The sequence below is a fragment of the Spiribacter onubensis genome, assembly GCF_040838425.1.
In the GTDB taxonomy this organism is placed as follows: domain Bacteria; phylum Pseudomonadota; class Gammaproteobacteria; order Nitrococcales; family Nitrococcaceae; genus Spiribacter; species Spiribacter onubensis.
Genome location: NZ_JBAKFI010000002.1, coordinates 284,692 through 304,378 on the forward strand (window position 1 = coordinate 284,692; position 19,687 = coordinate 304,378).

The window sequence follows — 19,687 nt, forward strand, 5'->3', positions numbered from 1 at the left end:
ATCCTCCCCTACAGCTGCTCATTGAATTCACTGCCGGTAGCCTCCATATCTTCTCTGTGGCGGATTGGGACAGGCACCGAGGGGATATGGAGTTCCAGGACTACTACAAGACGCTCGGAGTAAATCGCGAGGCGTCCAAAGACGAGATCAAAAAGGCGTATCGTCGCCTTGCGCGCAAATATCATCCGGACGTAAGCCAGGAGCCAGACGCCGAGACAAAGTTCAAGCAGGTCGCCGAAGCGTATGAGGTCCTCAAGGACCCGGATAAGCGCAAGATGTATGACGAGCTCGGTGAGAACTGGCAATCGGGCCAGGACTTCCGGCCACCGCCGGGTTGGGAACAACAGACCGGCACACGCGGTGGTGCAAGCTACAGCGCCGGCTTTGGTGATTTCAGCGACTTCTTCGAGAACCTGTTTGGCGGAGGCCTGGGAGGCGGGTTCGGCTCGAGTGGTTTTGGAAAAGGCCCTGACGGGGACAGGCACACAGCCGGTCATCCAAGGGACTTCCGCGCTCCGGATACCACCGCGAAGCTGCAGATCGACCTCGAAGACGCTTATGCCGGCGCCACCAGGTCAGTGGATATCAGTGCTGGCGGAGAGTCTCCCAAGCGCCTTCGCGTGAAGATCCCCGAGGGCGTCACGAACGGACAACAGATTCGACTCAAGGGTCAGGGTACGCGCTCACCCATGAGTGGCGAGCCGGGTGACCTCCTCCTCGAGATTCATATCCGCCCCCATGACCGCTTCCATCTTCGTGGCAAGGATATCCACGTCGATGTGCCGGTTGCGCCGTGGGAGGCCGCGCTGGGAGGAACGATCCCGGCCCCAACGCTGGGCGGGACGGTCGAGCTTAAAATCCCGCGAGGCAGCCAGACTGGCACACGGCTGCGTTTGAAAGGACGAGGGCTTCCCGGTCGAAACAGGGGAAATCAATATGTTTCTCTGAAGATCGTCAACCCGCCGCTCGACAGCCAGCAGTCGGAAGACTTCTTCAAGTCGATGGCAGAGGCCTTTGACTTCGATCCACGTGCTTCGAAGAACTGAAACGAAGGCGTTCGCCGGCGCGTCTGAAAAGCGCGGCGGCAAGCCGACGACCCCTAAAGTAGTGGCGGCCGAGAGAGACCGCCCATGATCGTAGACTATCGGGGTCACCCAGTACGGCCAGGCCATGCCCTCCGCCAGCGGCGACGAAATCTCCGAACATCTCAGAGCTAAGCCCCAATCGGCTCAGAACCGGCGGGATACCATCCGGCATCGCTGCGCCTTTGCCGGCGGCGACGGCCCGAGCGCTCCAATCGATGAGCTCAAGGTATTCGAGCAACGTCAATGGAGGCGATGCTCCAGAGCCGTCGCTCTCTTCCGCTCCACCTGCGGGGAGCGCCATTAATTTGGGGCCTGTTCCAGGAAACGGTCGACCGGCCGCATGGGCAAATCGCTGGGCTACAGAGGCGTACTCCGCATCTTCAGGACGTTCGACGATGCCGGCTCTTAGAGGGTTCAGATCCACGTAGGTCATGGCAGTCATCAAAGCCCCTTCGTCCAGCAACGCCTGACAGCGGTAGCGGCCCTGCCAGAAATGGCCATTCACCCCGTCCTCCCGGTTCGCCCGACGGGCGATCGGTTCGTTGATACAGCGCATGAACCAGGAGAGGCTCATGAGACGGGAACGGTACATCGCTACGACGAGCGACATCGACGGATGCGACGCCATCCGATGGCCGGACTGCACAACCTCATGCATCCAAGCCGGCCCTTTGAAAAGCATGAGCCAGCGCCTCAAGACTTCATGCGGCGTCCACGATCTCGCGGCCTGTTCATCGATCCGCACGACCAAGTGATAGTGATTGGACATCACCGCATAGGCACAGACGTCGACGGCAAAGATCTGAACGAGTCGTTCCAACCTCTGACATATCCACCGGCGCCTGTGCGAGTAATCCTTGCCCGTCAGCGGATCATGACCACATAAGAACTCGCGTCTTACGCATCGCGATACGAGGTGGTAGTAGGGCGTTGCCTTGAGCGAGATCTGATTGCGACGAGGTTGCCCCATCCCTGGATAACCTTCTGACTTCAGTCCAAACAGTGGAAACAATTTCGGCATTGAGGTGACAGCCGCCGGCATCCCGGCGTGGCATCCATTCCTTTGCCGGCTTGCCGGCGGCTGGCCACGAGCTCAGTCTCGGAAAAGTGCTCCCGGATTTCCAGTATCCACGGGCCGCAACCGATGGGCGGTGGGCGTCTCAGGACGAACGGCTGCTCACCAGGGGGTTCTGCTGGCTCGACCACCCCATTGACTCGATTCGAATATCGGGCCGATCAAAAGCCAAAGGGGACCCGTCGGGCGAAAGAGGCGACCAGCCGCCAGCCCAAGCGATTTTTCAGCGTCCCTGCTGCCGTATCCGACGGGCCAGCGACTGGTCTGGGACAAAGTATCTACAACCGTGGCGACGAAAACTATCCCCCATATGTGGGGTATGGATGATGCTTGTCGCTCTGCGGCAAACGCCTTAACCTCTCATCTCGGGCGAGATTAAGGGACAGGCACTCGTGCGGGGATGCGTTCGGTACACGAGAGTGCGTGCCGCCCGTAGGCCAAACCGGCCATTGAGATGGCCAACATAGAGCGGACCTCCATGACTGACGTGAATCTGGCTGACGCAAGGGAAAACATGATCGAGCAGCAGTTGAGGACCTGGGAGGTCTTGAACGACCGCGTCCTCGATGCACTGGAGAAGCTGCCACGGGAAGCCTTCACGCCGCCCCAGTACGCCAACCTTGCGTACGCAGACATGCAGGTTCCGCTGGGGCATGGGGAGGTAATGCTCGAACCAAAGGTTGAGGGTCGGCTACTGCAGGCGCTGGACCCGCAGCCCAACGAGCGTGTCCTCGAGGTCGGCACCGGCTCTGGCTATCTCACGTGTTGCCTTGCCCGCCTCGCATCCCATGTCACGAGTGTCGACATCTACCCCGACTTCACAGCGCGTGCCGAGGATTCCATTCGCCATGCGGGGATACGGAACACCCGCCTGGAAGTGGGCGATGCAGCACTGGGCTGGGATGACGGTCGACGCTATGACGTCATCGCCGTCACCGGCTCTCTGCCCCAGCTCCACCAGGGGTTCCATCGCAGCCTCGCCGAAGGCGGGCGACTGTTCCTCATTCTGGGACAGCCACCGATCATGGAGGCGGTGCTCATCACTCGAGTTGGCGAGGATCAGTGGTCGAGCGAGAGCCTGTTCGACACCACCGCGCCACCACTTTTAGGCTCGCCGGTCACTCGGGAATTCTCTCTCTAGGACAGCCAGGGCCGCATGCTGCACATGCAGAGCTTGACGCCACGGGAACTCCATCAAAAGATCAGATCGGGACAGGCACGAATCACAGTCCTCGATGTAAGGGAGCCATGGGAGACTCGAATTGCTCGGCTCGAAGGGAGCGTCTTTGCGCCCTTGAGCACCCTTGGCACCGAGATCGTTGATGATCTGCCCGACGACAGAGATATCGTTGTCCTCTGTCATCATGGCGTTCGAAGTGCCATGGTGACCCAATGGCTTGAACAAAACGGCCGGGAACGGGTCTTTAATCTCAGTGGCGGGATCGATGAATGGTCCCGCACCATCGACCCGAGCCTGCCCAGGTACTGACGACAGGATTTGAAAATGCCTCGCCCGCAAACAGTGATCATCGGCCTGGCGGTTTTTGCAATCGCGACATTAGTGTCTGTCCCCAACCAGAAGGCGGCAGCAGAGGACCTTCTGGACGTTTACGAGCGGGCGCTCACCAGTGATCCGCAGTTCCAGCAGGCCATTGCTGAACGCCAGGCCCTGGAAGAGTCGCTTCCGCAGGCAAGAGCCGGTCTGCGACCTGATGTCTCAGTAACTTCGTCATTCAATGTCAACGACGAAAATGGCGACCTGGCCGGTGGGCAAGCGGACGGTCAGTATCGGCAACTGACCTATGGAGTCTCGCTGTCGCAGCCCCTCTACCGGTATTCGCGGGCCAAGGCCGTTGACCGTGCAGACGCGCAGGTAAGCCAGGCCCAGGCCCAATTCGCGTTCGCTGAACAGGCGCTCATCCTGAGGGTCGCGGAGAGATACTTTGATGTCCTGGACGCGAGGGAGGCGGTTGATGCCGCCGAAGCGAGTCTTGAGGCCATCGAACGCCAGCTCGAACAGGCGGAGCAGCGTTTTGAGGTGGGGGTCATCGCAAGGACAGACGTCGAGGAAGCCAGAGCGCGCGCGGACCTGGCCCACGCTGAGCTGTTTCAGGCCAGGGATAACCTCCAGAATCGCCGGGAAGAACTTCGAGAGCTGACCAATCAACCCCCTGGCGTACTCGAAGCCCTGGGAGCCGGCGTCTCACTGACGGCACCAGAGCCGTCCGACCTGGCTTCCTGGAGAGAACAGGCACAGCAGGAGAATCGACAGCTTGCTGCTGCACGCTTCGCGGCTGAAGCGGCTATGGAGGGCGTCGACGTGGAGCGTGGCGTGCGCCGCCCTACGGTTGACCTTGTCGCCGGATATGACGGGCTCGAGCAGTATGGTCGTCAGGGCCGAGACACGAGCTCTGACCAGCTGAGCGCGGGCGTGCAGCTCAACCTACCGCTCTATCAAGGTGGCGGTATCTCATCGAATATCCGCGAGGCGCAGTTCCGGTACACCGAGGCGCGAGAGGTATTGGAGGAAACTCGGCGGACAGTCACGCGCGACGCAGCGAATGCCTATCGCGGGGTTTTGACAGCACTGGAGCGCGTCCAGGCACTGGATCAGGCAAGGGTATCCACCCGATCCGCGCTCGAGGCCACCGAAGCCGGGTTTGATGTCGGCACACGAACGATCGTCGACGTACTCAATGCTCAGCGTGAGGTTTTTAATGCAGAGCGTGATTACGAGCAGGCCCGAAACGCCTATCTTCTCAACACGCTCAGGCTTCAGCAGGCCGCCGGAACTCTCTCGAAGGAGGACATTGACCGCGTCAATGCACTGCTCGAAGAGGCGCCCTAGGACTTAACCTCATTCATAAAAAGTGTCCGATGCAGCGCACTTAGCGTAAGTTCCGTCGCGCCCCTGTGCTCCTCAACAAGCCGTCTCGCGTTATCTCCCACCTCCGCCAGATAGTGCCTGTCCCCGAATAACGAAGTCAGTGAGTCTGCCAGCTCGGCCGCGCTATGAACCCGGATGCGGCCACCCCGATCTCCCAGCAGGCTATCGATCTGACGGAAATTGGTGACATTCGGCCCCATCAGAATCGCTTTGGCCAAGGACGCTGGCTCCAGGGGATTATGGCCACCGACCGGTGTAAGCGTACCCCCCACAAACGCGATGTCAGCGGCGGAGAGAAACCGGATCATCTCCCCGTATGTGTCTCCCAGCACGACGCTTGTTTCGGGGGCTATCGGTTTATTCTCGTACAACCCCGAAGCCATCAGAACATGCCTGTCCCAAACCGAGTCAGGCCAGGTGAACTGCTCAGGGTGTCTCGGCACCGCAATGAGGAGCGCATTCGGGTAACGCGCACGAAGCAACCCATGCGCCTCTTTCACGATCGGCGCCTCGGCCTGCCTGAGACTCGCCGCCACCCATACAGGACGGTCGAGACCTATCTGCGAGCGCAAGAGGCGGCCCAGCTGGATCTGCTGATCATTGACCGATTGATCGAACTTGAGGTTGCCCGTGACTTCAATCCGGCGATCCGGGACACCCATCCTGCGGTACCGCTCCGCGTCGGCCTCGGTTTGTGCGCTGACGCAGACAACGCCCGCCAGGCACTGCTTCATCAAGCGGGCAAATCGGGCATAACGCCGGAAACTCGCCTCACTGAGACGAGCGTTGACGAGGGCGATGGGGATGTTTCTCCTTTCCAGCGCCACCAGCCGATTGGGCCATAGCTCCAGCTCGACGAATAAGGCGGCGGACGGCCGTAGATTGTCGAGGAAACGCTCAACAGCATCCGGGACATCCACCGGAGCGAACCTCACCACGATCCCGGCGCCATAACGGTCCTCTGCGGTCTGCCGGCCGGTTGGAGTGTTCGTGGTAATGAAAAGCGGACGGCCCTCCTCAAGCAGACGATCGATCAGAGGCTGGGCAGCGCGGATCTCGCCCACCGATGCCGCATGAATCCAGATGGATCCTGGAGATATCGAACGATAATCGCCTCGCCCCCACCGCTCCTCGATACCAAGTCGGTAGGCTGGATCTTTTCGCCCGAGCCTCCGAAGGTAGGCATATGCGAGCGGCCGCAAAAGCCGCGACAAGAACCGGTAGGAAGTGAACGTCATACGGCCAGACGGTCCTTGCTCGGCGTCGACATCAACTCATCCAGCTTCGCGATCACCGCCGCTGGCTTGATCAACGCCATGGCGCGAGGATCCCTGACCCGTTGTCCCCAGCGGACATCGCCCACCGATCGGCCCAGTGACTGCCGAACCGCCTGCGGATAGGCATTAACCACCCACCGCATGCCGAGAACGGGGCCCGTTCGCTCCGGATTGGAGGTCGCATAGAGACCAACCGCTGGAGTGCCCGCGGCAACCGCCATATGCAACGGGCCGGAGTCCGGTGCAAGCACCACCGATGCCCTTTGCATCAGGGCGAATAATGTCTTGAGATCCGTCCGCCCAATGAGGTTCAGAACAGGGACAGGCGCGTTCTGCCCCAATGGATTCTTCAGCGCAGCGGTTATCTGCTCTCCATAATCCCGCTCGACCTCGCTCTTGCCACCGGTCAGGATGATTCGCAATCCATGGACCGATGCGGCATAGCGGGCAACCTCCGCGTAATACTCAGGCGCCCAGTTCCTGAAGTTCCGGAACCGTTGACTGCTGCACGGGCTGATCAACAGGATTCCACGAGCCGCGGTCCTATCATCACCGGTAGCGGACGTTCCCCCAAAGAACTCCGTCAGCAGATGCTCCGCTTGCTCTCCCGCACTGTTGGGAACGGGGATATCCCAGCGCAGATGACGCGCCTGAACACCGAGCGCCTCGCAGAAGCCGAAAAAACCATCGATGACATGTCCGGGCGGAGCATTCGGGATGCGTTGATTAATGAAGATGCTGTGGCCATCCCTGGACCGGGACCGATCAAATCCGATGCGCACTGGTGCCTCGACCGCGCGTGACACCAGCCCCGCGCGAAGGGCCACCTGCATGAGCAACAGGACGTCGAACGCCCGACCGGAAAGCTTGCGGCGGAGCGTGCCAGTCCCGGCTTTTTTGTCGTGAGTGATAACCTCTACACCATCAAGGTCACCGAGCAGGCCGGCCTCCGTCTGGCCCATGATCCAAGTAAGCCGCGTCTCTGGCAGATGCGCCTGGAGAGTCCGAACGATGGGAACCATATTGCAGCAATCACCGATCGCCGAGAGACGGAACAGGCACAGTCGACGCGGTGCGTTGGCGCTAACGGGTGATTGCTGATGGTGCATTTGGATGTCCGCGCTCAAGGTGAAACTTACTTTATCAGCCCGCCGATCACCTCGTCGCACGAGGTCTCTTCCAACCTTTTTAATCCGCAATGGCTCGAAGCGCAGGGGTTGATCGAGGGAACGGCGCAGGGCCGTGCTGCCGCCTGGTTCATCCGTTTCCATGACGAAGAATGGGTGCTTCGTCATTATCGTCGCGGTGGCCTGCCAGCGAAGTTCAGCAACGATCGATTCCTCTGGATCGGGTTGAGAAGGAGTCGTCCATGGCGAGAACTATCCGTCCTATCGCAACTGCACGCCCTCGGCCTTCCGGTGCCTGTCCCAATCGCTGGCCGTATCCAGAGGAAAACCGCCAGCTATACCGCAGATATCATGACTCGGCGGATCCAGGGCGCGCGTTCGCTGGCGGATTTCATGTTCGACGCTTATTTCCGGGACAGCCAGGATCCGAGTGCTCGCGACGGGGTCTGGCGTGAAACCGGCCGCGTGATTCGAATGTTCCACGCAATCGGTGCCCACCATGCGGACCTGAATGTCCGCAATATCCTTGTCGATGATCAACGCAAAGTCTGGTTGATTGACTGGGATCGCGGCAGATTGAACGCAGGCGCCGCGATTCAGAATCGAAGCATGGCAAGACTCCGCCGCTCCCTGTCCCGGGAGGCGGAGCTGGAGACCATGGCCCGGCAGGGCTGGCCCCTGTTGATGAGCGCCTATTCGGGGGGGGCCTGAATCCGATCGATGATCGCGCTGGTCGACTCACCCGCCACGAAATCGAGGACGCGCACTTCTCCGCCGGCCGCGGTCACCGCGTCGTATCCAGCGATCTGCTCTGGCGAATAGTCGCCGCCCTTGACCAGCACATCCGGAAGAATCTCACCGATCAGCGCCGCCGGCGTATCTTCGGAAAACGAAATGACCCAATCAACGGCGTTCAAAGCCGCTAGCACCGACATCCGCTGGGCGAGCGGCATGACCGGGCGTCCCTCGCCCTTGAGCCTCCGCACCGAATCATCATCATTGACCGCCACAACCAGACGATCGCCAAGCCGTCGCGCCTGCTCCAGATAATGGACATGACCCGCATGGAGAAGATCGAAGCAGCCATTGGTCATCACGACCTTCTCTCCCCGCTTGCGAAGTGGCTCCAGGATAGCCTGGAGAGTCTTGGGATCGAGCACTTCGCGGTTGCCATGCATTACGCCGGCAGCCGCCTCCAGTTCCGGGACGGCCACCGACGCAGTGCCGACTTTTGCCACCACGAGAGAGGCCGCAAGATTCGCGAGCGAGGTGGCGTGCCGAAAATCGGCCCCGGCCGCAAGCGCAGCAGCCAGAAGGGCAATCACGGTGTCGCCGGCACCCGTGACGTCAAAAACCTCGCGCGCATGCGCCGGCAGATGAAATGGGGGCTGGTCACGATACAGCAGACTCATGCCCTCCTCGCCACGGGTGATGAGCATCCCGGCCAGCGATAGCTGTTCGATCACTTGGCCAGCCAGCTGCTCCAGGTCATGGCTGTCCGAGTCGCCATTGCCATGCTGCGCCTGATATTGCCGGAACTCGGTGAGATTTGGCGTCAGCAGGGTCGCCCCTGCATAGCGACGCCAATCCGTTCCCTTTGGATCCACCAGAATTGGGACACCCGCTCTCCGCGCGTCTTGGATAAGACCCTCGACACCGCACAGTGTCCCCTTGGCGTAGTCCGAGACCACTACCACGTCGGCCTCGCGCAGGGCCTCGGCAAACCGGTCGGCAAGGCCGGCCGTCTCGGCAGGGGTAAACGGGCGTTCAAAATCGAGCCGTATCAACTGTTGACGCTGACTGATGACGCGCAACTTGCAGATCGTCGGGTGAGTGGGGACGCGATGTAGCAGCGGCTCCACGCCACTGGCCCGTAGCCGCGACTCGAGCAGGCGGCCATGATCGTCGTCCCCGACCAGACCAATCATCTTGACCCGTGCACCGAGCGAGCCGAGATTCACGGCAACATTGGCCGCGCCACCGGGGCGCAGATCCTCTTCATCAACCCGCAGGACCGGCACCGGCGCCTCCGGCGAGATACGTCCGGTGGGGCCCTGCCAGTAGCGGTCGAGCATGACATCACCGACCACAAGCACTCGGGCGGCACTAAAATCGGGAACTTCAAGCTGCATCGAGGCCCTCGAGACGGTAGATTGTGAGAAATACCGCTCAGATTCTAGCAGTCAGCACCATCGACTACGCGCTCACTCCGACAGAGAGCTTCCGCTAACGTGTCTGATCCGACATCTCGCCCCGCCTATCACCCGCATAACGCCGGCCAATGGCTGATGCTCGCATTGCTCTGGCTGATCGGCAGGCTCCCCCCGAGGGCCGCCTTTACCACCGGTGAATGGGTCGGTCATCTGCTGCGTTTCTCCAGACGACGTCGCCGGATCGCTCTGCGGAATGTGGAACTTTGCTTCCCGGAATTGGAACCGGCACAACGTGAGCAGTTGATCCAGGAGAATCTGCGCTATATGGGCAGAGCCATCGCAGAGACAGCGCTCGCCTGGTTCGGCGGGAAATGGGTTGATCAGATTCCATGCGAGGTCAAAGGCGTTCATCACCTGCATGCCGCACAGTCAGACGGCAGCCCCGTTATTCTCCTCTCGGGACATTTCCTGTGCGTCGAGCTGGCCGCAAGGCTTATCGGACCGCAGCTGGAGATGGCCGTGATCTACAAGCCGTTGCGTAAAAAGCCACTGATGGACCGAGCAATGCTTCGGAGCCGATCCAGAACCCTGGCCGACGCGATACCGCGGAATGATCTGCGAGGCATCATCCGGACCCTCAAGAACGGAACGCCAGTCTGGTACGCGGGTGATCAGGATTACGGCGTAAAAAACAGCGTTTTCGTCCCCTTTATGGGCGTCCCCGCCGCCACGATCACGGGACTCACCCGCCTCAGCAAGCTCGGAAAGGCCCGAGTCGTACCGCTCTATTTCAATGTCAATGAATCCGGCGATGGATACGAGGTGACGCTTGGCAAAGCGCTGGATGGATTTCCGACCGGTTCCGATACCCTTGACGCGCAATGGATGAACGCGGTGATTGAGCGCGGCATCCGAGCACACCCGGAGCAGTACTTATGGGTCCATCGTCGGTTCAAGCATCCGCCGCCAGGCGAGCGGCCCGCTTACAGAAATTCTCTTCAAAAACCCTATAACCGGGTCAAGGGCGCACCATGGTAAGCCCGGCAGCCGACTCAAGCGATTCGGATGCCGTGCTGGTCGTCGGGCCCGGCTGGGTAGGCGACATGGTCATGGCACAGAGCCTGTTCAAGGCACTCAGGCAAGAGAAGCCGGCTCGCGCGATCGATGTGATCACTCCGCCCTGGGGACAGGCGCTGCTCGAACGCATGCCGGAAGTGCGAAATCCGATCCCTTTAGCCGTTCCGCACGGTGAACCTGGACTCGGCAGAAGATGGAAACTGGGACGGGCACTCCGCGTAAAGGACTATACCCAGGCGATCATTCTGCCTCGCTCCGCAAAGGCCGCGCTGATCCCATGGATCGCTGGCATCCCCCGGCGAACCGGGTACCTCGGGGAGTATCGCTACGGGCTCCTGAACGATATCCGACCACTCGATCGACAGAGCCATTACCGCACGGTAGACCGCTTCGTCGCACTCTCCGGTCCACCGGCATCCGGATCCGGCGAGGCCGCAGAGCGATCAGCGACAGGCACAGACCGGATCGATGGCTTGCAACCGGCCCTCCGGAGTTCACCCAGCCAGACATCGTCGACAATACAGGCGCTTGGGATACGCCAGGGGCGGGATCCCGCAGACAGGGCTTCCGGGACAGACGCTATTCTCACCATTTGCCCCGGTGCGGAGTACGGGCCGGCGAAACGCTGGCCAGTCGAGCATTTCGCGAGCCTCGCCAGGATGTATCTCGGAAGAGGCTGGTCGGTGTGGATGCTCGGATCCGGAAAGGATGCGCGAATCACGCAGGAAATTTCGGGACAGGCACCTGGCACCGTCGACCTTGCTGGCCGCACGACACTGAGCCAGGCTATCGATCTGCTGGCCGCCAGCACGGTCGTCGTGAGCAATGACTCGGGGCTGATGCACATCGCGGCCGCAACATCCACGTCACTCGTCGCACTGTACGGCTCGTCAGATCCTCAATATACTCCGCCACTTAGCGAAAAAGCGGAGATCATCTACAGGGGTCTCGACTGCAGCCCCTGCTTTCAGCGCGACTGTCCTCTGGGGCATCTCAACTGTCTCCGTGGCATCACGCCGCAAAGCGTGGCGGATGCAATCGATCGGGCATTCTCGGCGGATGCCGACACCTCCAAAGCGGGACCCTGACTTATGCCCACACGCAACCACTTCCGAAAGACCTATCTGGTAACGGGCGGGGCGGGCTTCATCGGCTCGCATCTCTGCGACCGGCTTATTGCGGCGGGCCACGGCGTGCTCTGTGTGGATAACTATCTCACCGGCAGCCGTGACAACATCGCGCATCTGCTCGATCACCCGCACTTTGAGGCCATGCGCCACGATGTCACGTTCCCCTTGTTTGTCGAGGTCGACGGGATCTACAACCTGGCCTGCCCCGCATCCCCGATCCACTACCAGCGCGATCCCGTGCAGACGACCAAGACAAGCGTCCATGGCGCGATCAACATGCTGGGCCTCGCCAAGCGCCTGAATGTACCGATACTCCAGGCATCCACCAGCGAGGTGTACGGCGACCCGGAAGTCCACCCACAAACGGAGGATTACTGGGGTCATGTCAACCCGATTGGGACCCGCGCCTGCTATGACGAGGGCAAGCGCTGCGCCGAGACCCTGTTTTTCGACTACCACCGCGAGCACAATCTCGAGATCAAGGTGGCACGCATCTTCAATACCTATGGCCCCCGGATGCATCCCAACGACGGCCGAGTCGTGTCGAATTTCATTGTCCAGGCGCTGAAGGGCGAGAACATCACGCTCTACGGTGACGGCGAGCAGACTCGCTCATTCTGTTATGTGGATGACCTCGTTGACGGGCTGCATCGACTGATGGAGACGCGTACGGAGGTCACAGGCCCCATCAACCTCGGTAACCCCGGGGAGTTCACCATGCGCGAGCTGGCTCAGCAGGTGATTGCGGAGACAGGGGCCGGGGTCGAGATGATACACCGGCCTCTGCCATCGGATGACCCGCGGCAGCGACAGCCGGATATCTCACAGGCGCTGGAAACACTCAACTGGACACCGAACATAACGCTCGCCGAAGGACTGAAACCAACGGTCGGCTACTTTCGCGACTTGATTGAGCAGGGGCTTGCCTGAATTGAGCACCGACAGGGGACAGGCACTATCCACGGATAGGGGACAGCCACTCTCTCTATCCGTCGCCATCATCACCAAGAATGAGAGCAGCAACCTCCCGAGGCTCTTCGATAGCCTGGAGCGCCTGAACCCGCGGGAGATCATCGTGGTTGACTCGGGTTCGACCGATGACACCGTGCAGATCGCCCGCAGCCATGGCGCACATGTCCAGGTGACGGACTGGCCAGGGCATGTCGAGCAGAAAAACCGCGCACTCGATGTCTGCACCCAGCCATGGATACTGTCACTGGATGCTGATGAGCCGATCAGCCCCGAACTCGCCGACAACCTCCGCGATCTCCTGGAAAACGGCGACCCGAACAAGGACGGCTACGAGATCAGCCGGATCACCTGGTATCTCGGCGACTGGCTCCGCTACATCTGGTATCCGGAGTGGCGACTCCGCCTGGTCCGTAATGGCACGGCCCGATGGGCAGGTTACAACCCGCATGACCGGCTCGAGACCGCTGGCACCGTCGGGCGCATTAAAGGAGACATCCACCATTACTCCTATGCCGATGTTGAAGACCACTTCCGCCGCAGCATCGACTACGCCCGCATCGGTGCGGAGACCCTCGCTGCCCGCGGCAAACGCTTCCGCTGGCACAAGATTGTGCTCGCCCCCCTTGTCCGGCTTATCCGACTGATGGTCTTCCGTCAGGGCTGGCGGGACGGCTGGCGGGGCTGGATTATCGCCTGGTCCTCGATGTTCTCGTGCTTCCTGAAGTACGCATTCCTCTATGAAATCCAGCGAAAAGAAAAGCTCACTGGCGTCAGCATGCATAATGACAAATAAGCTGCCCACACCAGGGATCAGACTCGTGCCTGGACTATCATGAAAATCAAGAATCGCCCAGTTGGCTCCGCCAACCCGCCCCTGATCATCGCCGAGATCGGAATCAACCATGGTGGCGACCTTAATGTCGCGAAAAACATGGTCAAGCATGCCGCCCTGGCCGGCTGTGAGTGCGTCAAGCATCAGACTCACATGGTTGAGGACGAGATGACAGAAGAGGCGCGGCGCATCATCCCCCCAAATGCCTCGGAAACCATCTGGGACATCATGGATCAGTGCAGCCTCACTGCCGAGGAAGAGGTAGAGCTCAAAACCTATGCCGAGCAGTTGGGTCTAATCTACCTGTCCACTCCATTTTCTCGAAAAGCCGCTGACTTCCTGAACGAAATCGGAGTAGCCGCCTTCAAGATCGGATCCGGAGAATGCGACAACATCCCCTTGATCAGGCATATCTGCCGATTCAAGCGCCCGATCATCATGTCCACAGGCATGCATTCAATCGACTCATTACGCACAAGCGTCGCGGAAATCGAAAGCCACGACATCCCCTACGCACTCCTCGAGTGCACCAACCTCTATCCCAGCCCGCCTGAAAACGTTTCCCTTTTGGGGATACAGGAGCTTCGCGGGGCGTTTCCCAACGCCCGAATCGGTTTCTCCGACCACTCCATCGGGCCCGAGATGGCGTTTGCCGCGCTGGGGCTGGGCGCGAGTATCGTCGAACGCCATTTCACGGACAGCCGATATCGCAAGGGACCTGACATCCCCTGCTCAATGGATCCGGCGGAGCTACGCCTGCTGGTGGACCGGTCCCGCGAAATTCATAAAGCGCTACGGTTTCCGAAGCGACGCACGCCGGAAGAGGAATCCGTCTATCGATTTGCGCGGTCCAGCATCGTGGCCGAACGGACGCTGGATGCCGGGCACGTCATTCGTGAAGAGGACATATGGGCTCGACGGCCGGGCACAGGAGAAATCCCCGGCAGTGCCTTCGATCAGGTCATTGGCCGGCGTCTCGCCCGAGCCGTTGCCCCCAACCAGCAACTTGAATGGGCCGACCTTAAATGAGCGCTACACCGGCACGGCGGAAAATACTCTTCGTCACAGGCACCCGTGCCGACTTCGGCAAGTTGCGGCCGCTCGCGCTCGGTGCCAGCGCCGCCGGCCACGACGTATCGTTTTTTGTCACGGGGATGCATGTCCTGCCTGAGTACGGGCTGACCAAACTCGAAGTCCATAGACTGCCTGATGTACGGGTCACCGAATTCATCAACCAGCGCACCACAGATCCACAGGACATCACTTTCGCAAAAACGGTGACAGGGTTCTCGGACTACCTCCGGATCGAAAAACCCGACCTGGTCATCATCCATGGGGACCGTGTGGAAGCGATGGCGGCCGCGCTGGTCTGCGCGACAAATTACGTCCGATCGGCCCATATCGAGGGGGGCGAGGTATCCGGAACCATTGATGAAGCCTTCCGCCACTGCAACACCAAGCTGGCCACCGCCCACCTTGTCAGTTCGAAGGATGCCGAAAAGCGGATTCTCCGCATGGGCGAGCCTCCGGCGAGTGTATTCGTCATCGGCTCGCCCGAGCTCGATCTGCACAAGGCCGACAGCGGCGTCGATATCAGGGACGTTAAAACCCGATATGAAATACCGTTCGATGATTATGGTGTCGCGATATTCCATTCCGTGACTTCCGAACGCGACAGCATAGAAACGCAAGCCCATATCCTATTCGACACTCTGAGCGCCTCAGGCCGTTGTTTCGTCGTTATCCAACCGAACAACGACCCCGGATCCAACCAAATACTCGACGTCATCACGATGCTACCAGGTGATAGGTTCCGCGTGTTGCCCTCAATGCGCTTCACGCATTTCTCGGAACTACTGAAAAATGCCGCCCTGATCATCGGCAATTCCAGCGTAGGAGTTCGGGAGGCACCTTTTCTGGGCATTCCAAGCATCGATATCGGCACACGACAAACCAACCGATCCAGCGCCCCTTCGATATCAAGCCTCGACGCCCACGATGCGCAGCGCCTCAACCAGATGATCGACAGCCTCTGGGGCGTGCGTTTCGCGCCGGACACCGCCTTTGGCCATGGCGAGAGCGTCGAAAAGTTCCTTGGCGTCATCGAAAGTGAGAGCTTTTGGACCTTGCCCCTGCAGAAAAATTTTTCACAATGAAACACTACACCGCTGTAATCCCGATGCGCGCAGGCTCGAAGGGATGCCCCGGTAAAAACGAGCGGATTTTCTCCGGCAAACCGCTCTATCAGCATACCCTTGATCAAGCCCGTTCATCGGGCTTTTCCGACATCGTCATCACCACCGATATCGAAAGTCTGACGAGCCAGAGACTCAACGACGATATCAAGATCCTGCAGCGTCCCCCACATCTTGCCCTTGACGAAACGACGATGGATGCGGTGCTGAGTCACTTCGTTGATAGCCCGCTGTGTGGAACCGATAAAATCATCCTGCTCCAGGTCACCTCCCCACTGCGACAGATCGAGGACATACGGAAAGCCGTCGCCCTTTTTGAAACGGGCCGTTTTGACTTGGTCCTGAGCGCTTCCAAAGCGGAACGAGGCGTTTTAAAGTATGGCCTTAGTCGCGGCAATGAATTCCTGCCGTTGATCTCTGCTGGCCATTGTTTTTCAAACCGCGCCGAACTGCCTCCAGTCTACCGACCCGACGGCGGAATTTTTATTTTTGGGAAAAACTGGTTCAGGGGCACTCGCAGCCTCGGGGCGGGCTGCATCGGCTTTATCGAAAGTTCATTTCAACCGCAGATGGATATTGATACAGAGGAAGATTTCCGTGCAGCGGAAGAACTATTCGAGGCCGGCAAGGCAGAATAGCGACTAATGAACGTTTTCTTCATAAACAACAACACAAGCCTGTTCTGCTCGATTCTTTCGATTGACCATCTTGGACTCGACTGGTCGCAATCCGTTGTTGCCCTGTCCCGAAAAACCGATGGCAGCTGGCTACCCTTTGCGAAAACCTATGACCTGGACACCTCGAAGGGGTTCGAAAGATTCCAAGGACTGCTCAAAGACCGATCACAGGCTTTTAATGTCTTTCTCCCACATGACGGCGCGAGCAGGGGCATTCGTCGCCAAGCGATCAATCATTCTGGCTGTCAGCAGGTCTATTATCTTGAAGAAGGCATGTTGTCCCATGAAGCCTACCCCTACCGGTTATCCACCGACGCCAGGAAGGTCTGCCGCCTCCCGATCATAGGAAAGGCACTTGTAAAAAAGCTACAGAAACCGCTCTTCAGTGCGGAAAACGCAAAGTTCCTTGCACTGAGCGAATACGCCTTTCCTTTCGCCAACCGGGACACCGTGATTCCGCTAAGCGACTACCAGGGAATGCTGCAATATTACTCTCCACGGATTAACAGGCAGGCCTTCATCATGCTCGCCACGCCGGCAGAAGCATTCGAACCGATACTTGGTGCCTACAAGGAACTTGCCAATCAATCGGAACCGAAGCCCGTCTATCTTAAGTTGCACCCGGATGCGTATAAACATCGCTATGAACGCCGGACGGCAGAAATCATCCGTTCAGCGAGTGATGTCGGAGCGGGCGTGCTTGATCCGGGCACGATCATCGAGGCGGAAGTCCTCCTCAACGGACACCATTTGATTGGCAATCAGACCACGTCGCTCGCCATGTATTCGCGAATGCTCGGGGGGGGCTACACGGCGGTTGATCCGTGGGCCAGCGCGGATGGGATCGCTTCGCAGCAGGCCCCAGGATCAACGGGTGATAGGCTAGGATGACGCATTTCATATCAGAAGAAGCACCTCGAACCGCGGCGTCGCCGCAACCCGGGCCATCGGTCGGCCCGAGGGTGTTGATCGCCGCCGGTGAGGGTCACATTACCGAGATCGAGATGATCATCGGCCTGCGGCGGGTCGGCATCGATATCCATGCGGCGCTCGAGTCCACCTCCCCACACATCAGACGGCTTCGTGACGCGGGGATCCCCGTACGGATACTCGACCTTCGCAGCAACGCTGATCTACCCAATGCCCGCCGGATTCGCGGATGGATCCGGAATGAGAAGCTCGACGTCGTGCATGGGCTCGCCAACCGTCAAGTCGCCAATTTCATTTGGGCAAGCTACGGGCTCCGCAATAAGGTGATCGCCTACCGCGGCGCCATTGGTCATGTATCACGCTGGGATCCAACCTGTTACCTGAAATGGCTCAATCCGCGGATAGATCGCATCATTTGTGTATCGAGGGCGGTGGAAAGGGACCTTGCGGACAGCGGGGTCAAACCCGGTAAGCTCGTGACCATCTACAAGGGACATGACCTGTCGTGGTATGAGGCACTTGAACCGGCCGCGGCCCGTCATGCGGTCAACCGGGAGTTCAACATCCCTGAGGATGCAATCCTGGTGGGAATGGCTGCGAATATGCGCCCTGTTAAAGGCGCGGATCTGCTGCTCCAGGCCATGTATCACCTGCCTGGTCATGTTCATGCCTTACTGATCGGCGAACAACGCGATCCGCAGCTCGCCTCCCTGGCCGCTGATCCCCGGCTGCGCCATCGGGTGCACTTCACGGGTTTCCGGACCGATGCGCCACGACTGATCGGCGCACTCGATATCAATACTGCGCCCTCCCGAGGCCGTGAAGGACTGACCAAGACAGTAATCGAAGGGATGGCACAGGGTATACCGGCAGTCGTTTCTACTGCAGGCGGATTGCCCGAGCTCGTAGAAGATGGCGAGACGGGCTACGTGGTGGATATCGACGATCTTGAAGTGTTGGTTAACCGCCTGAAGACACTCGTCGATGACCCCGAGCAACGCCGCGGGATGGGCAGGAAAGCCCGATACCGCATCGGCGAGCGCTTTGATGTGAAAGCGACCATTGAATCAACGGCGAAACTCTACCGGGACCTTTCAACCGAGCCGGGAGATCGGATCGCCTGAGAGCCATCTTTGGGGCCATCAACCGCCAGTGTAATAATCGATCAGAGATCGGACATGCTGATCGATCCCGAATCTGGGCCTGACCCATGCGGACGCCTGCATACCCAATCGCTGCCGAAGCCCGGCATCACCCACCAACTCCGCCAAGGCCAAAGCCCATGCATCCGGATCATGCGGATCCGCGGTCCGGCCCCGGTCGACATCGACAAGCTCCGGTATCGCGCCGGATGAGGATCCCACCACGGCACAACCAGCAGCCATCGACTCGATAACCGATAGACCGAACGCTTCCTTGGCCGATGGAATGCAGGCAATCTCAACGGCCTGCAGACAATGCGGCAGATCGCTCCGGAAACCGGCGAAACTCACCCGGTCGGTCAGGCCCGCTCGCCTGACACGCGTCTTGAGCTGTTCCAGAAAACCGCCCGGCTCGGCATCACTGCCGCTGGCCTGCCCGATGACGACACCACGCCACGGTGGCAATGCCTCCATCCCCTGGAGTCGGTCCAGCGCATCCACCCAGATTCGATGACCTTTGCTGGCGCTCACCCGACCGGGCAGGGCAATCGCGACGACGCTATCGTCAAGGCCAAGGCTCTGGCGAATCGCGCGCCGCCGTCCGGGAGCCAGACCGCCATCATAGGGCGCCAGATCAATGCCATAGTAAAGCTGGGTGAGCTGGTCGGGCCGGACGGGCAGCGCCTGGCGATTCCACTCATATGTCGCCCGGCTGATTGAGAAAACGCGGCATGCCTTCGCGTAGGCCCAGCGGTGATAGGGATCTTTTTTGGGCTTTTTAACGCCCATGTGATCGGTAAAGAATAGACGCAGATCAGGCGACAGACTCGATAGCAACGCGGCGATCCGCATGTCGCTGGATTTGTGGGCATGCAGAATGCGAATGTCATTCCGTTTGAGATAGCGCAGGATTCGAAAAACCGACGTAAGGGCCCTGCCTCTCGAGCGAAACACAAGGGTCTCCGCCCCCGCGGCTTGGAATGAATCGGCGACGTGCGTCCCTGCCAGAGCAAGTCCATGTACCTCCCAGTCATGACGCCGAAGGGCAGCCGCGACTCGGCCAGGCGCCATCTCGAGACCGCCCCAGCTGTCTGAAAGGCAGATCTGCATGACCCTGCGCGGCGGAAC

19 protein-coding genes are annotated in these 19,687 nt (G+C 59.8%); 14 read left to right on the plus strand and 5 right to left on the minus strand.

Translation table 11 applies throughout. The features are described from left to right. Nucleotides 1–86 precede the first annotated feature (86 nt). A complete protein-coding gene (locus tag V6X63_RS04840) occupies nt 87–1,046 on the plus strand; it encodes a DnaJ C-terminal domain-containing protein (RefSeq protein ID WP_367978280.1) in 960 nt (319 codons plus the stop codon). On the opposite strand, the gene V6X63_RS04845 is transcribed toward V6X63_RS04840, so the two are convergent. Continuing rightward, nucleotides 994–2,127: a transposase gene (locus V6X63_RS04845; RefSeq protein ID WP_367978281.1), complete on the minus strand. Its 1,134-nt coding sequence runs from the start codon at nt 2,125–2,127 to the stop codon at nt 994–996. The genes V6X63_RS04840 and V6X63_RS04845 overlap by 53 nt on opposite strands. Nucleotides 2,128–2,638: 511 nt before the next feature. Between V6X63_RS04845 and V6X63_RS04850 the strand changes: the two genes are divergently transcribed. From V6X63_RS04850 to V6X63_RS04860, 3 genes are read left to right on the plus strand one after another with little or no spacing between them, the layout of a single operon-like run. Further along, nucleotides 2,639–3,301 carry a protein-L-isoaspartate O-methyltransferase family protein gene (locus V6X63_RS04850; protein WP_367967502.1) on the plus strand — a complete coding sequence of 221 codons (663 nt, stop codon included), beginning with the start codon at nt 2,639–2,641 and terminating at the stop codon, nt 3,299–3,301. A 24-nt stretch (nt 3,302–3,325) separates the two neighbouring features. Next, nucleotides 3,326–3,649, plus strand: a complete 324-nt coding sequence (locus tag V6X63_RS04855; protein ID WP_367967860.1) for a rhodanese-like domain-containing protein — start codon at nt 3,326–3,328, stop codon at nt 3,647–3,649. A 15-nt stretch (nt 3,650–3,664) separates the two neighbouring features. Beyond that, complete coding sequence (locus V6X63_RS04860; RefSeq protein WP_367978282.1) at nt 3,665–5,008, plus strand: TolC family outer membrane protein; 1,344 nt, start codon at nt 3,665–3,667, stop codon at nt 5,006–5,008. Here the strand turns inward: V6X63_RS04860 and V6X63_RS04865 are convergent. After that, nucleotides 5,005–6,285, minus strand: coding sequence for a 3-deoxy-D-manno-octulosonic acid transferase (locus V6X63_RS04865; protein WP_367978283.1), 1,281 nt, complete (start codon nt 6,283–6,285; stop codon nt 5,005–5,007). The genes V6X63_RS04860 and V6X63_RS04865 overlap by 4 nt on opposite strands. Then, nucleotides 6,282–7,433: a glycosyltransferase family 9 protein gene (locus tag V6X63_RS04870; RefSeq protein WP_408022296.1), complete on the minus strand. Its 1,152-nt coding sequence runs from the start codon at nt 7,431–7,433 to the stop codon at nt 6,282–6,284. Before V6X63_RS04870 ends, V6X63_RS04865 begins: the two co-directional genes overlap by 4 nt. On the opposite strand from V6X63_RS04870, the gene V6X63_RS04875 reads away from it, so the two are divergent. Then, nucleotides 7,425–8,162 carry a 3-deoxy-D-manno-octulosonic acid kinase gene (locus tag V6X63_RS04875; RefSeq protein ID WP_408022297.1) on the plus strand — a complete coding sequence of 246 codons (738 nt, stop codon included), beginning with the start codon at nt 7,425–7,427 and terminating at the stop codon, nt 8,160–8,162. The genes V6X63_RS04870 and V6X63_RS04875 overlap by 9 nt on opposite strands. Here V6X63_RS04875 and hldE read toward each other — a convergent pair. Further along, a complete protein-coding gene (gene hldE, locus V6X63_RS04880; RefSeq protein WP_367978286.1) occupies nt 8,144–9,583 on the minus strand; it encodes a bifunctional D-glycero-beta-D-manno-heptose-7-phosphate kinase/D-glycero-beta-D-manno-heptose 1-phosphate adenylyltransferase HldE in 1,440 nt (479 codons plus the stop codon). The two genes, V6X63_RS04875 and hldE, sit on opposite strands and share 19 nt — an antisense overlap. 99 nt (nt 9,584–9,682) lie before the next feature. Here hldE and V6X63_RS04885 point away from each other — a divergent pair, with 99 nt between their 5' ends. The 9 genes from V6X63_RS04885 (at nt 9,683) to V6X63_RS04925 (ending at nt 18,541) form a co-directional block, all read left to right on the plus strand. After that, entirely contained in the window at nt 9,683–10,642 is a 960-nt protein-coding gene (locus tag V6X63_RS04885) for an LpxL/LpxP family acyltransferase (RefSeq protein ID WP_367978287.1), read from the plus strand. Further along, complete coding sequence (waaF, locus tag V6X63_RS04890) at nt 10,636–11,769, plus strand: lipopolysaccharide heptosyltransferase II (RefSeq protein WP_367978288.1); 1,134 nt, start codon at nt 10,636–10,638, stop codon at nt 11,767–11,769. The genes V6X63_RS04885 and waaF overlap by 7 nt, the downstream gene beginning before the upstream one ends. 3 nt (nt 11,770–11,772) lie before the next feature. Further along, a complete protein-coding gene (locus tag V6X63_RS04895) occupies nt 11,773–12,741 on the plus strand; it encodes a UDP-glucuronic acid decarboxylase family protein (RefSeq protein ID WP_367978289.1) in 969 nt (322 codons plus the stop codon). Then, entirely contained in the window at nt 12,734–13,576 is an 843-nt protein-coding gene (locus tag V6X63_RS04900; protein WP_367978290.1) for a glycosyltransferase family 2 protein, read from the plus strand. The genes V6X63_RS04895 and V6X63_RS04900 overlap by 8 nt, the downstream gene beginning before the upstream one ends. Nucleotides 13,577–13,615: 39 nt before the next feature. Continuing rightward, nucleotides 13,616–14,644: an N-acetylneuraminate synthase family protein gene (locus tag V6X63_RS04905; RefSeq protein ID WP_367978291.1), complete on the plus strand. Its 1,029-nt coding sequence runs from the start codon at nt 13,616–13,618 to the stop codon at nt 14,642–14,644. Then, nucleotides 14,641–15,771 (plus strand): UDP-N-acetylglucosamine 2-epimerase, encoded by a 1,131-nt coding sequence (neuC, locus tag V6X63_RS04910; protein ID WP_367978292.1) that lies wholly within the window; start codon nt 14,641–14,643, stop codon nt 15,769–15,771. The genes V6X63_RS04905 and neuC overlap by 4 nt, the downstream gene beginning before the upstream one ends. Then, complete coding sequence (locus tag V6X63_RS04915) at nt 15,768–16,448, plus strand: acylneuraminate cytidylyltransferase family protein (RefSeq protein ID WP_367978293.1); 681 nt, start codon at nt 15,768–15,770, stop codon at nt 16,446–16,448. The genes neuC and V6X63_RS04915 overlap by 4 nt, the downstream gene beginning before the upstream one ends. A gap of 6 nt (nt 16,449–16,454) precedes the next feature. Next, nucleotides 16,455–17,378 carry a hypothetical protein gene (locus V6X63_RS04920; protein WP_367978294.1) on the plus strand — a complete coding sequence of 308 codons (924 nt, stop codon included), beginning with the start codon at nt 16,455–16,457 and terminating at the stop codon, nt 17,376–17,378. Nucleotides 17,379–17,491: 113 nt separating this feature from the next. Beyond that, nucleotides 17,492–18,541, plus strand: coding sequence for a glycosyltransferase family 4 protein (locus V6X63_RS04925; protein ID WP_367978295.1), 1,050 nt, complete (start codon nt 17,492–17,494; stop codon nt 18,539–18,541). 18 nt (nt 18,542–18,559) lie between these two features. Here the strand turns inward: V6X63_RS04925 and V6X63_RS04930 are convergent, their stop codons facing one another. Beyond that, a complete protein-coding gene (locus V6X63_RS04930; RefSeq protein WP_367978296.1) occupies nt 18,560–19,669 on the minus strand; it encodes a glycosyltransferase in 1,110 nt (369 codons plus the stop codon). Nucleotides 19,670–19,687 lie beyond the last annotated feature (18 nt).

Coding starts and splice junctions, on each gene's coding strand:
- V6X63_RS04840 (WP_367978280.1), top strand. CDS start 87: ATGGAGTTCCAGGACTACTACAAGACGCTCGGAGTAAATCGCGAGGCG.
- V6X63_RS04845 (WP_367978281.1), bottom strand. CDS start 2,127: ATGCCGGCGGCTGTCACCTCAATGCCGAAATTGTTTCCACTGTTTGGA.
- V6X63_RS04850 (WP_367967502.1), top strand. CDS start 2,639: ATGACTGACGTGAATCTGGCTGACGCAAGGGAAAACATGATCGAGCAG.
- V6X63_RS04855 (WP_367967860.1), top strand. CDS start 3,326: ATGCAGAGCTTGACGCCACGGGAACTCCATCAAAAGATCAGATCGGGA.
- V6X63_RS04860 (WP_367978282.1), top strand. CDS start 3,665: ATGCCTCGCCCGCAAACAGTGATCATCGGCCTGGCGGTTTTTGCAATC.
- V6X63_RS04865 (WP_367978283.1), bottom strand. CDS start 6,285: ATGACGTTCACTTCCTACCGGTTCTTGTCGCGGCTTTTGCGGCCGCTC.
- V6X63_RS04875 (WP_408022297.1), top strand. CDS start 7,425: ATGGTGCATTTGGATGTCCGCGCTCAAGGTGAAACTTACTTTATCAGC.
- V6X63_RS04870 (WP_408022296.1), bottom strand. CDS start 7,433: ATGCACCATCAGCAATCACCCGTTAGCGCCAACGCACCGCGTCGACTG.
- hldE (WP_367978286.1), bottom strand. CDS start 9,583: ATGCAGCTTGAAGTTCCCGATTTTAGTGCCGCCCGAGTGCTTGTGGTC.
- waaF (WP_367978288.1), top strand. CDS start 10,636: ATGGTAAGCCCGGCAGCCGACTCAAGCGATTCGGATGCCGTGCTGGTC.
- V6X63_RS04895 (WP_367978289.1), top strand. CDS start 11,773: ATGCCCACACGCAACCACTTCCGAAAGACCTATCTGGTAACGGGCGGG.
- V6X63_RS04905 (WP_367978291.1), top strand. CDS start 13,616: ATGAAAATCAAGAATCGCCCAGTTGGCTCCGCCAACCCGCCCCTGATC.
- neuC (WP_367978292.1), top strand. CDS start 14,641: ATGAGCGCTACACCGGCACGGCGGAAAATACTCTTCGTCACAGGCACC.
- V6X63_RS04915 (WP_367978293.1), top strand. CDS start 15,768: ATGAAACACTACACCGCTGTAATCCCGATGCGCGCAGGCTCGAAGGGA.
- V6X63_RS04920 (WP_367978294.1), top strand. CDS start 16,455: ATGAACGTTTTCTTCATAAACAACAACACAAGCCTGTTCTGCTCGATT.
- V6X63_RS04925 (WP_367978295.1), top strand. CDS start 17,492: ATGATCATCGGCCTGCGGCGGGTCGGCATCGATATCCATGCGGCGCTC.
- V6X63_RS04930 (WP_367978296.1), bottom strand. CDS start 19,669: ATGCAGATCTGCCTTTCAGACAGCTGGGGCGGTCTCGAGATGGCGCCT.